The organism is Methylocystis heyeri (assembly GCF_004802635.2).
Lineage (GTDB): Bacteria > Pseudomonadota > Alphaproteobacteria > Rhizobiales > Beijerinckiaceae > Methylocystis > Methylocystis heyeri.
This window is the reverse complement of sequence record NZ_CP046053.1, coordinates 86,698-102,078: the sequence shown is the minus strand read 5'-3', so window position 1 is coordinate 102,078 and position 15,381 is coordinate 86,698. Positions and strand designations below refer to the sequence as shown.

The window sequence follows — 15,381 nt, the reverse complement described above, 5'->3', positions numbered from 1 at the left end:
TTGAATTCATATGGTTACGCCGAATTGAGCGGGAAAGAGGGAGTATCCAATCGCAAACTAGGATTTAAGAAAGCCGGGAATTCGGCCAGAACCCTCTGAATTTCTGTATCTTAACCCGTGCCACAATCAATTTTCCTAAGCGGCTACGATTGAAACGCCCCTGGCGTAGGATTCCGCCCTCTCCCGCAAACGACCCCAGCATGGCGGCGACGGCGCAGAAGATGCGGGCCGAGGGGCTGAAGATCGAGTTGCAAGACGGCAAAGAAGACAACGGCCGCACCCATCGCTGCGTCGCAGTCCGGCCGGGCATGTCGGTGTTTGGAACCGCGGAGGCGCCGTTCTGCGTGCTGAAAGGCTATTGAGCCGGGGCGCGGAAACCGAGCAGGAACCCGCCCGCGCCGGATTCCAGGCGCCATCCGCCACTCCACAAGCTTGTCCGGCAATAGGCCGTTTCCCGGTCATCCGCGATCTGTCCGGAAACACGCTTGACAATGGCAAACCGGACAAGATGATTGCCGGACGAGAAAGCGGACGAACCCCGGTGAATGTCGATGGTCCGGATCGGTTATGCACGAGTTTCGACGGCCGAGCAGGAACTCGCACTGGCGACTTGTCAGTCCTCTCCTCTGGCCCTTCGTATTCAAACGGCGTGAAAGTCCTTATGTTCGAGCGCGATTTCAAAGCGCTTGAACAGGCCGAAGAACTGTATCGGCGACAGCTCACTAATGTCGACCTTCCGCACTTTAAGAGCTGCGTTCTCAACAGCGCTCTGCTCCGAAACGTCGGCGGAAACTGAAAAATACAGTGCCTGCGTGTGATGTATCCAAACATTGGCTTTGAAGCGGACAACTACCTCATTTCTGCTGATCAGTCGGCGTTCGGAGAGTAGCGCATGGAGGCCGCGCAGGTCCGCATTGTCGGCGGCGGCAGAGCCTTTCCAATCATTGTAATGAACACTTGCATGATATCGGGACATTTGATGCACTCCTATTGCCTCATTCGTGTGCCGCGCTGTTCTCGCGTGAGATCAATAATCACGAAAACAGCAAAACCATTCCTGCTATTCATCGTGAATATTTGCGATTTGTAAGGGGGAGGTGAGAGGGCTGCGAAAAGGCCGGAATCGACCCGTTGCGGAAGTTCGCCCGAGGCGAATAGAATGCACTGTGAAGAGTGCAATACTAGCGCCGAAAAGGAAATATATAAGATGGGTATTCTTAGTGCAATATTTGGAAATAAAAATGCTGAACTCAATGATCACGACTTTAAAGTGGCGTTACGCCAGTCCGAGATCGACGTTTGGGGCAAACGGCCGTCTTGGATTGGTAACAATCGAAAAGAGAAGGAGTTCTTCGACGGAGTAATGACGTTTTCCAGTCGCCTTTCTGTCCCAGCAGCATATATTATGCATGGCTTCATGTCTCCACAGTCTTCAGATGTGATGTTCGGCTTCGCCGCAAACATGGAATCAAAGGGCGCCTCTTTCACCCAACAGCAAATGGCGACAGCTACTTTCATCGAGGGGGCGTGGGACGACATGTCTTCTGATGACAAGACCACATTCTTGAAAGCGACCGCGCGCTAGCCTATCCGGGGTCGCTATACGATCTGTCCAAAATCGTACGCTAAGGCGCAAGCCGCGAAAATTCAGCGTCCTTACGCAAACGGTCGTTTGCGTAAGGTTGGTGCGGGGCGCCCTCGGAAAAATAGGGGGCTTTTTCCATTCATAATCCCCTTTCAGAACGCCTTCAAAAGGCAATCGAGTTTCGCAAGCCTCCTAACAGCCCGTTGACGAAGTCGCGTCCGGCTGATTCCGTTTCGCGATGAGATTCGGCTGGGGTTTTCTGATGGCGATGCGGCGTGAGACGGGTGCGCAGGGCGATTTGGTGGTCACGTGGGCCGAGTTTCCGCGCTCTCCCGGCCACGCGTTTTACGACGCGCTTCAGAAGGTTTTGCAGGGCGCCGACTTCGATGTTTTCGTCGAGAACGCCTGCAAGCCCTACTACGCGGCGAAGATGGGCGCGCCGTCGCTGCCACCAGGGCGCTATTTCCGCATGCACATGGTCGGCTACTTCGAAGGGCTCGACAGCGAACGCGGCATCGTATGGCGCTGCGCGGACTCTTTTTCGCTGCGGGATTTCCTGCGTCTTTCGACGCGCGAGAAAGTTCCGGATCATTCGTGGCTGTCGAAGACGCGCTCGCGTCTGCCGCACGAGGTTCACGAGAAGGTTTTCGGCTTCGTCCTGAAGCTCGTCGCCGAGCGCGGCCTCGTGAAGGGCGAGCGGATCGGTGTCGACGGTTCGACCATGGAGGCGAACGCGGCGCTGCGCAGCATCGTGCGGCGCGACAATGGCGAGACTTATCACGCGATGCTCGAACGCATGGCGAAGGAAAGCGGGATCGCGACCCCGAGCGCCGAGGATTTGGCGCGTTTCGACCGCAAGCGCACGGCTAAGAAGCTCTCGAACGAGGATTGGACGAGCGCCACGGACGCCGAGGCGAAGATCGCGCGGATGAAGGACGGGACGACGCATCTCGCCTACAAGCCGGAGCACGCGGTCGATCTCGACACAGGCGTGATCGTCGCCGCGCCGATCCATGAGGCCGACAAGGGCGATACGACGACGCTCGGCGACACGCTGGAGACGGCGAAGGCCAATCTCTCCGCCGTCGGCCTCGCGCCGACGCCGGACGATCCCTGCGAAATCATCGCGGACAAGGGCTATCATTCGCGCGAGGTTTTGAAGGACCTCGACGACGGCGACTGGAAGAGCCGGATCGCCGAGCCTTTGCCGGCGAAAGGCTATTTACGCTGGCGAGGCGACGAAGCGGCGCGTGACGCGGTCTACGCCAACCGCGCGCGGCTGAAATCCGGCGTCGGACGCGCCGCCATGCGCAAGCGCGGCGAACTGGTCGAACGCAGCTTCGCCCATGTGCTCGATCGCGGCGGCATGCGTCGGGCTTGGCTTCGAGGCCGCGAGAATGTCGCCAAACGATACCTGATCCACGTCGCTGGGTTCAATCTCGGCGTGCTGATGCGTGCGCTCACCGGATGCGGCACGCCGAAGGAGGCTGCGAGCGCCAAAAACGCCCTCTTGTTCGCAGTTCAGACGGATATTGCCGCGGCAATCATCATCATCGCCGAATTCGAGGGCGCGCCGGCCATCTTCACCGTCGTCGTCATGCCAGAACCCGATTGATCGAACCCCGACTTTTTCACCGCGCTGCTAAGCGTGCAGTTTTTAACGGATCGTCGTGTGCGCCCCCAAGAGGGCAGCGGAAAGGCAGGAAACGCCCGATTGTGTTGAAAAACTCGACCGCTGTCTGGCGTTGGGCGCGATCAATGACGATTGCCGCGAAGGTTGATGAGGGCCTTGGCGCCTCATGCGGCTATGATTGGCGCTTGTGCGGGGATCAGCTTGGCCATTTTCCGCAAATTCTGGGCGGTCGCTGCGAGTAGGAACTCATCGCGCGCGCCCCAGGGACCGCGAAGCCGCAATCGGTCAAGCCTGAGGATACGTTTGAGGTGAGCGAACAGCATCTCGACCTTCTTTCGCTCTCGGCGCGAGATGATGTAGGCGTCAGTCTTGGCGATGGCGCGCGCGACATCGCGAGCGGCCTCATGAATGGAGCGCGGAATTTTGCGCGCCGGAGTGTTCGGGCAGCACTTGGCTTTCAGCTCGCAGGCGTCGCAGTCGAGCTTGCTGGCGCGGTAGCGGACCGTGTTGTCCTTGTCTACGCCAGTCCGCGGCGTGGCGAATGCGCGCCGGTATTTTTGTAATTGCTTTCCAGCTGGGCAGACATAGACGTCGCTTTCTTTGTAGTACGCAAAATCGGCGCGTGAAAAGGTCCCGTCTGTGCGCTCCGATTTGTCGAACACTGGAATGTGCGGCTCGATCCCGCGTTCGTCGACGAGCCAAGCGAGCATCTCAGCCGATCCGTAACCTGTATCCGCCGCCAAACGCGAAGGCGTAACTTCAAGCCGGTCGGCGGTTCGCTCAATCATCGTCTTGGCGGCGGTGACCTCCGCCTGACGCACGGCGGTGGTGGCCTCAACGTCCATGATCACCGCGTGTTTGAGGTCGATTAAATAATTGTCGGCATAGGCGTAAACGGCAGGGCCGCCGCGCGCTGCGGTCCAGCGGGCCGCCGGATCGGTGGGCGAGACGAACTTTGGCTCGACCGGCGTCGCGCCGCCGAAGGCCGCATCGTCGAGAACGGACAGATATTCTGTGACCGCGCGGTTTGAGTCCGGCTCCAAGGCGCTGGAATTTACCACGCCGCGTTGACGGTGAGCGTCGGCGACGATGATGCTGCCGTCGACGGCGAAGGCTTCGCCGCCTACCAGCCCTTCGCTCATGCAGCGGGCCACTACCGTTTCGAACAGCCGCCGCAAAAGATCGCTGTCGCGGAAACGGCCATGGCGGTTTTTGGAAAAGGTCGAGTGATCCGGAACGTCGCCGTCGAGCCCCAATCGGCAGAACCAGCGATAGGCTAGATTGAGGTGAACTTCGTCACACAGCCGCCGCTCGGAACGGATGCCGTAGCAATAGCCCACCAGCAGCATTCGGATCATCAACTCCGGATCGATCGAGGGACGGCCAACGTTGCTGTAATAAGGCTCAAGTTCCGCTCGAAGGCCTGACAGATCGACGAACCGATCGATCTTGCGCAGCATGTGTTCGTTGGGGACGTGCCGCTCCAGGCTGAAGCCGTAAAACAGCGCCTCCTGCATAACTGTGCGTTCGCCCATCATCGACCGAATCTCCTGTCGCCAGAAGAAGTGAATCAGGACGCGGAGCCGCACTCAAGGGGAGTTTTTCAACACAATCGCCCCGTTGCGGACGTTCGCCCGAGACGAATAGAATGCGCCTTGACCGTAAGCTGGGGCAACGCCGTGGGATTTCTGTTCGTGATCGCTCTTGTGTTAGCATGGCCGACATTCGGGGCTTCGCTTGTTATCTGGTGGATTCTTGCCGCCAAAAATGCCAAAGACAAAATAAGAGCGATCGAGCAACGCGAAAAAAACGCGGCGCATCTGGAGCCATTATTTAAAAATAACTTTGCAGCATTCTTCTTGTCGCTCGATGTTCCGATAAAATACGGGTCATACTTCACCAGTAATGAAGCTGAGTTGTGTGGACGATATATTATGATTTACTTAGCTAATAATCCAGAAGAGGCAGAATTATTTATAGAAGGACTTAAAAAATGGAAAACTAAAGGCAGCTACGAGCTTGCAGAGCCAGTGATTGCGGCGGAATGCGAAATTTCATGCAGGCAGAAATTACATGTTCATCTTGCATCATACAGAGCTATAGAAGCATTAGTTGCGAACAACAACCTGGCATGCTTCTCACCTGTGAATTATAACGAAGTTGTCCAATACAGAATGCTCACCGAGCTTGGTAGGCCAACAGGCAGATCCACATATATATAACTACATCCGCCTCACTTCCGCCCCGGCAAGGGCCTCCGAAGTGTTACCCGCGCCAATGACCAATCTCCATAATCGATCCCATCTATAAGCTCACGGTCTACAAACACATTAAATAGATGCCCCTTTATAACACATTCAAATTCAATCTCATATCCGCAGTCAGGATTTGGCTCTGCCATTCTACAGTTATTATCCCGGATGTAGATCAGAAAGTCGATGTAAGGTATATCTCGAAATCTGGTGTACATATGATCGCATTTAACACCAAGAGTCTCAATGCATCGTTCGATTATATCAGATTTTGTGATTTCACCCGCTGTCTTCCCTCGCTTAATCTTATATAATAAATCAATAACGCCAATGCCCACCCTCATGAAGGCACCCCCTACGCCAGCGTAGAACTGCCGCTGTTCTTCATGCGAATATTTAGCTATCTGTTCTCTCAATCGGCCATATTGGTCCAAAAATCCTTCGTCATCACCTTGGGGCATCGAACGTCATCTCCGCTTAAATTACCTCAATCCATGGATGATGTTGACAAGGAAGTCCACACCGGAAGGTCCGTTCAAGGCGGAATTTGCCGAGCGGGCTCAAGCGCTCCTATTTACAACCGACCGAACCTTACTCCCTCTTTCCCACTCAATTCGGCCTAACCATATGAATTCAATATCATGCGCGCGTTAGCGTAGCTTTTCGCCCCCTCCCGCAAACGACCCCATGCGCGACGGCGCTGACGATGACATTCCATTCGGTCACGGGTTGCAAGCCGACGACAGCTCGACTTTGAGGCTCGAAGCCTGACCGTGGTCCTCACCGGACGCTTGCGTTATCTCAGAAAGAAAAACAGCGCCGAGATCGCAGCGACTGCGGCAAGTGTTACGCCCAATTCCGTCCAGCGGTATCGCTCCCTCAACGGAAGCACGCGCCACCGGCGCTCGGCGTCCTCATCTCGGTTTGCTTGACCTCTCCACCCCATCATTTCCCGCATCGCAGCCGGCGCCTGCGTGCCGCCAATCGCCCCATATGCGCCGGCGCGCTTCGTCCAGTCCGATCTTGCCAGCGCAAACAGCGCGCGACAAGCAGGCCTCTACAGCGTCTTTGTCGCCGGCTTCATCCCATGGCTGAAGCTCTAAGTTTCTTGAGTCCGATGGCGCGCCGCCGAGCGCGAGGGGTATCCTGTGGTCAAGTTCGAAGTCTGTCAGAAGCTCTTCGGGAAGTTCCAACTCCCGAATCAGCTTGATCTTAATGCGCGCGGTCTCCCATGCGGACGGGCGAACGGTCTTCGTCCAGCCTGAAACGCATATCGTGGTCGCGATCGTCACTTGCGTTACGGCGGGATTAGTCGGGAGATCGGCAGCAATTACCGGCCACGTCCACGCCACCAGCGCTGCGAGTATCAGTGTTCGTTCCATCTCGCGCCGAATCTCGACATTGGGTAGGTTCCGATTCTGCATGACTATCGTCCCTCCCACAATCGCCGATCTTCAATCCCAAGGCGTCTCCGGCGCATGGGTGACGTGCCGCAATCCGATGTGCCTGCGATCGACGCCCATCGGCTTCGCCGCGATCAGTCTCGCGCCTGAACCGCCCTCTCCGGCCATCGCGGGCGCGCGACGCTTCGTTTTCGTTGCGTGCGGGTCAGGGCGCGTCTAAGTGTCGCCAGACTGGCGCGAGCATAGGGCGGCGGGAATGGGGAGATGATCGTCAGGATCATTCATCGCGTGCGCTCTCTCGTTCCCCGGCGTCACGTCCACGACTTGGTCGGCGGATTTGGCGAACTTGCGATTCGTCATGTTCTTTGTCGAGGACGCTTTTGGAGGATGAGCGGGCGCGCTGTGAGGAAGGGCAGACGGGCGAAGATGACACCCTTAGACGACCTTCGTGACGTCCGGTTGTGTCGGCCTAGATCGCGATGATCTCAACGCTACGGCCGTCCGCATCAAGAACCTGCTGCAGCCGGTTCGCTTGGCTCTTCGGTGTTGCGATGGCCAAGCGCCGCTCCGCTCGTGATGCTGCGACATAGATCTTCCGCGCCTGCTCCATCGGCTCTGCAGCGGTCGATTTGCCCTCAAGCACATCTAGGATGCTGCCGGCCCCCTTGCTCGTGAGGACGACGCAGACCGCGGGGAACTCTAAACCTTTCACGGAATGGATCGAGCGAGCGGGAAGGTCGTTCGTGGACGGAGCCACGAGCATTGTCTTCAGGTCCACATGGGCATGCAGCCGGTTCTTGATGGTCGAGCTTCCAATCAAGTCGTGGTCCAGAAGTTGTCTTGCGCGATCCAACCATTGATAATCAGTTTCCCCTGGGCGGAGCTGCAATGCTTCTCCAAGTCCGATGATCTCGGCGCGCCAGCGGCCATCATGCAGTCCTTGGGCCTCGATGTGATCCTGGTAGTCGGACTTCTTGGCAATGGCACCCCGAACGAGCAGAACTGATCGGTGGAGCCTGGTTAGTGCCCGCCTGCGGTTTCCCGCCTCGAAAGCGAAGTGAAAGTGCATCACCGCATCGGCCAGCAGCAGGGTCTTATCGCCTCCGGGGTCGACGACGGGCCTTCCAGCTGCCTTGCTCGCACTCTGCCAAGTGGAGGCGAGCACGGGCGTAGCATATGCTAGCTCGCCGAGGCTCTCGGTTAGTTCCTGGAACTTTCGGCCGATGCTGGTCGGCACGCCTGCGCCGCCATACGACAGAATATAGACGGGTGACGGATCATGCTTATTTGGCCCGACGGCCACATCAGGCGTGCCCCGCGCGTGCGGGGGACGCAGTTGGGAAATCGCCGCGCAGATCGCGGGCGAAGAGCGGAAGTTCCCACTCATGGTCAGTTGATCTTCTCGGTCAAACTTTTTGGAGTAGGCTAGGAGCTCATCCGTCACGCCGCCGCGGAACGCGTAAATCGCTTGATTTGGGTCGCAGATAAGTTTGACCCTCATACCCGTTCCGCGTAGCCAGTCCACGATCTGGAGGTCGGCGGGATTGCAGTCCTGGGCCTCGTCTACCACGACCTCCCGGAAACGCCCCGCCAACGCCGCTCCCAACCTGGCTGCGAAATCGGGATCGGTCAGTCTCTCCCGGGCGCAGTCTCGAACATCTTCGAAGTCCAGCAGGCCCTCCGCTCGAGACCTTTCGATCATCTTCTTCGCCGTGGTCTCCCATGCAGCAGCGCCCTTTTGTGGGGCGAAGCCAAGCCTTCTAACTTCGTCCGCGATGATCTTGCTCGTGGATCGTTCGAACGCCTTCAGCGGCAGCGGCTGAGCCGTGTCGAATGGCTTGACCTCCCAGTCGCCTTTCCCGGGCACCAGCCGAGGTGTGGCGCGGCTGTTTCCCACGCCAAAAGGGCCGATCAGGAAGTGCCACAAAAACCGGTCGAAAGTCCCGACGAAGCTAGGAAAGAGCGGAGTGGGCAGCACGCCTAGACGTTGCAGCCGCGCTTCCAGCTCGTCGATCGCCGCATTCGTGAACGACAGGAATGCGATGCCCCGGCGGTCGTCGATCCGAGAGAATAAGGTCCGCGCCCGCTCAACCATCGTCCGCGTCTTGCCCGCGCCGGGACACGCCAGCACGAAGGCGTGGCCCTCATGGCTGATGACGTTCAATTGTTCGTCAGTCGGCTTGTAGACCGACGTCACTCAACCACTCCTTCAATGGTTTTCCTAATGTAATCAGGTGCCTGAAAGGTCGCGTCTTTCTCGATCAATTGAGCCAGCACCTGTGCAAAGTCGCCTTTGCGGGCGTTCTTGAAGATCTTGTGTATAGCCTTCGCGCGTTCGTCGCCACTGAGGGCCACGGCTGTGGACCATTTCTTCTTCGAGCGCGGATGCAGGGTGAGATAGGCCTGCTGAAGAATCGCCTCGTTGCCCGCCTCCAAAAGCTCCGATTCCAGAGAATACGTTGAATGCACGACGAGGGTGCAGTGCGCGGCGTAATTTTTCGCAGCGACGGTGTCCAGACTGACCTTCCTGGCTGCACCCGGAATGATGGCCTCCTGCTCCGCGGTGTCTGCCTGCGATGTCGCCGCGGTTTCATCGGCGTTAGTAAGGGCGGACGACACGGCGTTACCCGTTGTCGGAGCGTCGTCAACTTCGTCGTCGTCAAGCTCGGCCGTGCCGCGATCTCCGTCGGTCATGACGACGACGCGTTCGGCGATGCGCGCGCCGTCCAGCGTGGTGGTCAGCAGATTTACATACGGCGCGAAGTCGACGCCATCGATCGGCACGAACACGGTCGATCGGAAAAGACGCAGCTTCTCCGCATCATCCTTCAAGACGTGGTGCTTCGCGATTACCGGCAGAAGAAGCGCTTCCGCGATGCCCTCGACCAACAGGACGCGGCCGCCAAACAGTAGTGCGGCCTTCGTGACGTCAAGATAGCGATCGACCTTGCGGCGCTCAAGCGGATTCAAGTTGACCTGCGACAGCGCGATGCATCGGGTGGAGCGACGAAGCGATGCTACCGCCGCGGTGACAGCGGGCGCTTCCACCGGATCGGGGCTGTCGCTGACGCCTTCGGCAACCGCGCTTTCGATCACCGCGTTATCGGCCTCCGCCGTTTCGCTCGTGTCGCAGGAGGTGCCTCCCTCCGACGTCGTCTCCTGCTCCCCCCTGTCTTGAGCCCCAGCCAGATGGACGGATTTGAAGACGACCAGCTGCTGGCTGCTCACCCAAGCCGAGAGATTGGGCGAGTGAGTCGCCACGATTACCTGGAGCTGGCCAGCCGGACCGTTATGAGGCTTGGCGGCATGGGATTGCTCGGCTTGGTCCTGAAGGAAGCCGAGCACGGCGGCCTGAAGTTGCGGGTGAAGGTGAGCCTCCGGCTCCTCGACCAGGAATAAGGTCAGGTCCGAGTTCTTCACCTTCTCCAGTTCGACTGCAATTGTGGCCATGAACAGGAGGTTGGCGTAGCCATGGCCCGAATACCGCAAGTCCTCAGGTGCGACGCCGTGGTCGGCAAGTTTGAACCGCAGGTCGCGGGCGATGTCGATCAATTGCTCCTGAGGCGCAAATCCTAGCGCTGCAGCTTGACGGCGAACGCCCGATGTGAGGGCTGACAGGCCCTTGCCGACCGCGACGTCGACCTTGTTCAGCACTACGTGCGTTGGCGCCCTTGCCAGGTCACGCGCTAGGTCGGACGGCGACCCACCGTCCAGAAAATGTTTGAGCAGTGCCATGATCCGCGTCGGATTTCCGGAGGCGAGGGCCCGTTTGGCATCCCTCAGCGGTGGAAGGTAGACGTGCCGGACCATGTCTTGACAGCCGGGCTCGGGGGTGTTGCCAAGGCGTCCGGCCCAAAGCGCGGGGCGCTCGCCGCCCTCAAGCGCAGGATATCGCAGTCCGAATCGCACTTGCGACAAACTCGCGTCCACTGCCGCGGAGATCAGACGCCCCTGCTGGCCGACATCCAAGTCGGTGAACTCCGCCTCAAGTTCGAAGTGGTCGGACCGGCCTTGGAAGCGGATGTCGGAAGTCTCGCAATAGATTTCCCGACGCCCCCCCAGGGGCTGGGTTAGCAGTCGTATCGCGTCGATGGCATTGCTCTTGCCGCCGTTGTTCTCGCCGACAAAGACCGTCAGATCCCTCTGCAGCTCAATGCCGCAGTTTTCAAACGACCGAAAATTTCGAAGCACGACTTTCTTGAGATACATCGAATCCCCCAGCGTCCGCATGCATCCTGCCAGACCCGCAAGCTGCGCGCGAGCCTCGTGATCGGCGCCAAGGAGAACGTGAACACGAAGCTGAGCATCCCGCTTGGAGAAGCTCGGCCGTTTCGCGCCGCGGGAAAAGAGGATCGATGAGTGAAGCCGAGAAGTCAGGCGCACGGCGCGGCGTCGCCATAGCCGATTCAGCGAACTGAAGGCCTCGCCCGGTTTCCCGTGCGAGGCCTCGTCGGCTGGTCTCAGTCGCCATTGGGTTTGCGGCCGCGGGACCAGATGAGCGTGAAGCCCTCGCCGTCCTCGTCGTCGAAGAGATTGGCGTAGATCGGAGCGTTGAAGCTCGGATCGTCCAGCTTGACCGAGAGGTAGTCGCGGTTCTCGGCGGAACGCTTGGACCACGCTGCGCCTATTTCGACGGCGCGGCCCACGTAGATGCGGTGGCTGGGGGCGTTGTCGCTGGCCCGGTTGGATTCGGGGACGATGCGGACGCCCTTCGCCTGGACGCTCAGGGTGGCGATTTCGCCGTGGAACTCGTTGCCGGACTTCTTGAAGGAACCGATGTTCGCCATGATGACTCTCCTGTGATCTTCTGTCTTCGAGCCCGCGCCCATCGCGGCCTCGATGGCGATCGAAAGACCGAAGGCGATCGACGACGCACCCGCTTGCGGGCCGCAGCAACGCGAAGGACGCCAGGCGGGCGAGTTTCTTGCCTCGCGAGGAATGGGCGCAGCCCAGGGGAAGAAACTTGCCCGGCGGCGTTGCGATAGGCGATCGAGGCGCAGCCGGCCTTCGGCCAGATCAAGCCATTGAAGAGGCCGTGTGGGAGCGACGCCACCAGACAGAGACCAAACAAGGAGAACAGGCGGCCACGGTTCACAGGAAGGAATTCGGCGGCGCCCGGCGAAACAGCCCCGAGCTCACAGCCGTTCCGCCCCGTCTCCCAAACCAACATCGCGGACGCCGAGAAACCCCACGCAAGACCACCGCAATCTATTGGCCTCGCGCCGCCGGCGCCGCCTGTTCCAGCCAGAGCGTCGACCGCGCCCCCGTCTCGACGTTGCCCGGACGATCCGTCAACACCCGATCATCTACCAAGCTCGGAGCCGCGCAACGGCGATCATGATGTTCGCTCATGGTCGATGGAAGCCGTCGCGGCGAATGTTGCCCCGTGCGATGCCCTCGCCGGCTGACCGGGCGGAGCCTGCGGGACGCCAGTCGAGATGGTGACGTCGAAGATGAGCGCTGCGACGATCGAGAAGGAGCGGGATGGCGATGACGATCGAGATCGTGACGACGGTCTCCGTAGCGCACCGGGTCGCCATGAGGAAGCGTCGACCCCTCGCGCCTTCAAAAGAACGGCGCGACGCAAGGAAAGCCGAAAAAAATGGGCGGCGGCGAAAATCCGTGGGGACTTCCGCCGCCGGGCGGGCGTGTTCGAAGCCCATTCAAGCCCAGGGGTCGAATTCGTGGATCACAATTTCCGGATCGCCGTCATATTCGGCGGTCGTCATGACGCCGAAATCGTCGTCGCCAGCGCGAAAGACGACGACGCAGGTCATGAGGGTGGTGGCGAGGCTCCAGCCGCAGGCGTAAGCGGTGTTGAGGGCTTGAGACATTTTCGGCTCCCGTCTTTGAGGCGGGGACCAGCCCCGCGCGACAGGCGCCCGTAAGTCCGGCCCACGGCCGCAATCACCTCGCAGGCGAAGCCGCAGAGGCCGCACGCTCGCGTAGCGGACCCCTCGCGGGTTGATGGCGTCAGGCCATGGGCCGGACCAAGGATTGCGCCAATGAGAGCGGGGTGGCGCCCGCCGGGGTTGGGAGGCGAATGCCAAAAAGTCCCCTGCCCGCCGTTGCAGCTGGCCTGCCGCCGATTCTGGACTGCGCACTCGGCATCCCGTCGGCTTTGTCACGACAGTCGTAAGCTGGTTGATCGCGAAAATGATTTTGGCGCCCAAAGATGCGTCGAACCGGCGCTCACGCGCCGCCCTCATCGAACGTCCACACCGGGATGCCGAGTTTCCTCGCCTTGTCGGCGAGGTTCGCGGAGATCCCCGAGCCGGGGAAAGCGATGACTCCGATCGGCAGCACGTCGAGCATTTGGTCGTTGCGCTTGAACGGCGCCGCCTTGGCGTGCTTGGTCCAGTCGGGCTTGAAGGCGATCTGCGGAACCTTTCGATGATCGGCCCATTTGGCGGCGATGCGCTCGGCGCCCTTCGGCGAACCGCCATGCAACAGCACCATGTCGGGATGTTTGGCGTGGACCTTGTCGAGCCGGTCCCAGATGGCGCGATGATCGTTGAATTCGAACCCGCCGGTGAAGGCGATTTTCGGTCCCGCGGGGAGCAGCACTTGCGTCTCGGCGCGACGCTTGGCGGCGATAAAGTCGCGGCTGTCGATCATGGCCGAGGTCAGCGCGCGATGATTGACCATCGATCCGCTGCGCGGACGCCAGGACGAGCCGGTATGGCGCTCGAATTGTTCGGCGGCGCAATCGCGGAAGAATTCAAAACTGTTCCTGCGCTCGATCAGCGTCATCCCCTCGGCGATGAGGCGCTCCAATTCGACCGAGCGGATTTCGGAGCCGTCCTGTTCCTTCTGCCCGCGCCGCTGCGCCTGCTCGTTGTCGTCCAGTTCGCGCTCGATGCGGGAGACGGCGCGGTGGAAGAGATTGACGCTCGACCACAGCAGCTCCTCGAGGTCGGGTTCGAGGCGGGTCTCGCCCAATGTGGCGATCAGGGCGTCGAAAATGTCGGCGACTGCGCTCGCGATCGTTTGGGCTTGCGGCAGCGGCCTCGGGTCGGGTTCGCCCTGGAAGGGGCGGTAGCCGTAGAGCTGGAGTTCGTCGAGGACGCGATCGGTCGGGGATGAGTTATGCGGCGGTTCAAAGCCGGGTTCGATGCGTTCGGTCGTCATGGGGGGCTACCCTTCGTCGGATCGACCGCGCCCATCGCGGCCTTCATGGCGACGAAAGGCGGCGGGCGGACCGGGCTTGCACCCGAAGCGCAGCGAAGGGCCGGAACGAAGTGGAGGATGGCGGAAGGCCGGCTATTTTGTCTCGCGATGTAAAGGCGGCTTGCCGCCGACGGAAAATAGCCGGCCTGAAGCCATTGCCGGCCCGGGCCGTTTGCCGCCCCGATCGCCCTCTGAAGAAGGCCGTGGTCGCAGTCCTCTCCGACACAACGGGAAGCGCCACGATCCGATGCGACATCAGATCCGCGCGCCGCCGCGCCTCGTTTCCCCGTTCCGGCTCACGCCGGCAATTCCATGAAGCGAGCTACGTCCTGCGGCGCGATTTGCGTCCTGATCGCCGTCCGCAGCGCATCGACGCCGAGTCCGCGGAGATCGTCGTTGAAGTCCTCCAGCGTCGGCGACAAAGCGATCGCCTCGATTCCGAGCGCCTTCGCACGGTCGATCAAACGCGCCGCCGCGCCGGCGCCTGCGGCATCGTCGTCGCGGACGATATAGAGACGCCGCAGCGTCACCGGAAGCAGGATCGCGGCCAAATGCGCGGCTGAGAGCGCCGCCACCATCGGCATGTCGGGCATGACGCATCGCAGCGACAACACGGTTTCGATTCCTTCACCCGCCGCCATGACGTCTTGCGCCCTATCGAAGCGGACGGCGTTGCCGAGGAGTTGGCCCATCGCCCGCCTTGGCGTGTCGATCGGCGCCTTGTCTTCGCCAGAGGGATCGAGCCAGGTGCGATGCGCTCCGGTGATCTCGCCGCCAAAGGCGGTGACGGCGGCGATCATCGCCGGCCAAGTCTGGGTCGGCGCGTCATCGCAGGGCCGGTAATAGCAACGCGGGTGGAAGCGCAGGTTCGCGGTTCCCTGCAAAGCCGCAATGCCGCGATTGCGCAGATAGGTTTCCGCGACAGTGCCCGCAATCGACCGCGACATTGCGAACAGTCGTCGCGCCGATTCCGGCGACCCAGTCGGCGCTCGCGCGTGCTGACGGCGCCATTCCGGTTCTGGCTCCGGTCGTGGCAGGCTGAGAAAGCGCCGTGCTTCGTCCATCACGTCGTGGAAGTCGACGAGGCCGCAGCTCCCGCGAATGACGTCGAGCAAATCGCCATGATCGGCCGTCGCGCCATCGGTCCATTTTCCTGCCCCGCCCCTGCCGGATTCGCCGCCCTTCAGCCGCACGAACATAGAGCGGCCCGGTGTGTTCGCGACGTCGCCGACCACCCAATAATTGCCGTGACGGCGACCGTTGGAGAGATAGTGACGGCATACCGCCTCGGCCTCGCGCGCGAGACGGCATGCCAGTTCGGAGGCGCCCCGCGCCATC

The 15,381-nt window shown here is 60.4% G+C and carries 15 protein-coding genes; 4 read left to right on the top strand and 11 right to left on the bottom strand.

What is annotated here, in order from left to right:
- Positions 1-149 precede the first annotated feature (149 nt).
- Positions 150-362 (top strand): hypothetical protein, encoded by a 213-nt coding sequence (locus H2LOC_RS20995; protein ID WP_136498206.1) that lies wholly within the window; start codon positions 150-152, stop codon positions 360-362.
- A 278-nt stretch (positions 363-640) separates the two neighbouring features.
- Here the strand turns inward: H2LOC_RS20995 and H2LOC_RS20990 are convergent, their stop codons facing one another.
- A complete protein-coding gene (locus H2LOC_RS20990; protein ID WP_136498207.1) occupies positions 641-976 on the bottom strand; it encodes a hypothetical protein in 336 nt (111 codons plus the stop codon).
- 231 nt (positions 977-1,207) lie between these two features.
- On the opposite strand from H2LOC_RS20990, the gene H2LOC_RS20985 reads away from it, so the two are divergent.
- Both H2LOC_RS20985 and H2LOC_RS20980 read left to right on the top strand, forming a co-directional pair.
- The gene (locus tag H2LOC_RS20985) at positions 1,208-1,585 is read left to right on the top strand and encodes a hypothetical protein (protein ID WP_136498208.1); all 378 of its coding nucleotides are present in this window, start codon (positions 1,208-1,210) and stop codon (positions 1,583-1,585) included.
- Between the two features lie 262 nt (positions 1,586-1,847).
- The gene (locus tag H2LOC_RS20980; protein ID WP_154331765.1) at positions 1,848-3,200 is read left to right on the top strand and encodes a transposase; all 1,353 of its coding nucleotides are present in this window, start codon (positions 1,848-1,850) and stop codon (positions 3,198-3,200) included.
- 182 nt (positions 3,201-3,382) lie between these two features.
- On the opposite strand, the gene H2LOC_RS20975 is transcribed toward H2LOC_RS20980, so the two are convergent.
- The gene (locus H2LOC_RS20975) at positions 3,383-4,756 is read right to left on the bottom strand and encodes a transposase (protein WP_136498145.1); all 1,374 of its coding nucleotides are present in this window, start codon (positions 4,754-4,756) and stop codon (positions 3,383-3,385) included.
- 117 nt (positions 4,757-4,873) lie between these two features.
- Between H2LOC_RS20975 and H2LOC_RS20970 the strand changes: the two genes are divergently transcribed.
- A complete protein-coding gene (locus H2LOC_RS20970; protein ID WP_136498144.1) occupies positions 4,874-5,440 on the top strand; it encodes a hypothetical protein in 567 nt (188 codons plus the stop codon).
- Between the two features lie 11 nt (positions 5,441-5,451).
- Here H2LOC_RS20970 and H2LOC_RS20965 read toward each other — a convergent pair whose 3' ends face one another.
- The 9 genes from H2LOC_RS20965 to H2LOC_RS20930 form a co-directional block, all read right to left on the bottom strand.
- Entirely contained in the window at positions 5,452-5,931 is a 480-nt protein-coding gene (locus H2LOC_RS20965) for a hypothetical protein (RefSeq protein WP_136498143.1), read from the bottom strand.
- Between the two features lie 453 nt (positions 5,932-6,384).
- Entirely contained in the window at positions 6,385-6,894 is a 510-nt protein-coding gene (locus tag H2LOC_RS20960) for a hypothetical protein (protein ID WP_136498142.1), read from the bottom strand.
- A gap of 448 nt (positions 6,895-7,342) precedes the next feature.
- A complete protein-coding gene (locus H2LOC_RS20955) occupies positions 7,343-9,070 on the bottom strand; it encodes an ATP-dependent helicase (RefSeq protein WP_136498141.1) in 1,728 nt (575 codons plus the stop codon).
- Positions 9,067-11,082, bottom strand: a complete 2,016-nt coding sequence (locus tag H2LOC_RS20950) for an ATP-dependent nuclease (RefSeq protein ID WP_136498140.1) — start codon at positions 11,080-11,082, stop codon at positions 9,067-9,069. Before H2LOC_RS20950 ends, H2LOC_RS20955 begins: the two co-directional genes overlap by 4 nt.
- Before the next feature lie 251 nt (positions 11,083-11,333).
- Complete coding sequence (locus H2LOC_RS20945; protein WP_136498139.1) at positions 11,334-11,660, bottom strand: DUF736 domain-containing protein; 327 nt, start codon at positions 11,658-11,660, stop codon at positions 11,334-11,336.
- 561 nt (positions 11,661-12,221) lie between these two features.
- Entirely contained in the window at positions 12,222-12,413 is a 192-nt protein-coding gene (locus H2LOC_RS20940; protein WP_136498138.1) for a hypothetical protein, read from the bottom strand.
- A 123-nt stretch (positions 12,414-12,536) separates the two neighbouring features.
- Complete coding sequence (locus H2LOC_RS21635) at positions 12,537-12,707, bottom strand: hypothetical protein (RefSeq protein WP_202620599.1); 171 nt, start codon at positions 12,705-12,707, stop codon at positions 12,537-12,539.
- A 358-nt stretch (positions 12,708-13,065) separates the two neighbouring features.
- Positions 13,066-14,004 carry a DUF2493 domain-containing protein gene (locus tag H2LOC_RS20935; protein WP_136498137.1) on the bottom strand — a complete coding sequence of 313 codons (939 nt, stop codon included), beginning with the start codon at positions 14,002-14,004 and terminating at the stop codon, positions 13,066-13,068.
- Between the two features lie 335 nt (positions 14,005-14,339).
- Positions 14,340-15,380, bottom strand: coding sequence for a DUF7146 domain-containing protein (locus tag H2LOC_RS20930; protein ID WP_136498136.1), 1,041 nt, complete (start codon positions 15,378-15,380; stop codon positions 14,340-14,342).
- Position 15,381: the final 1 nt, after the last annotated feature.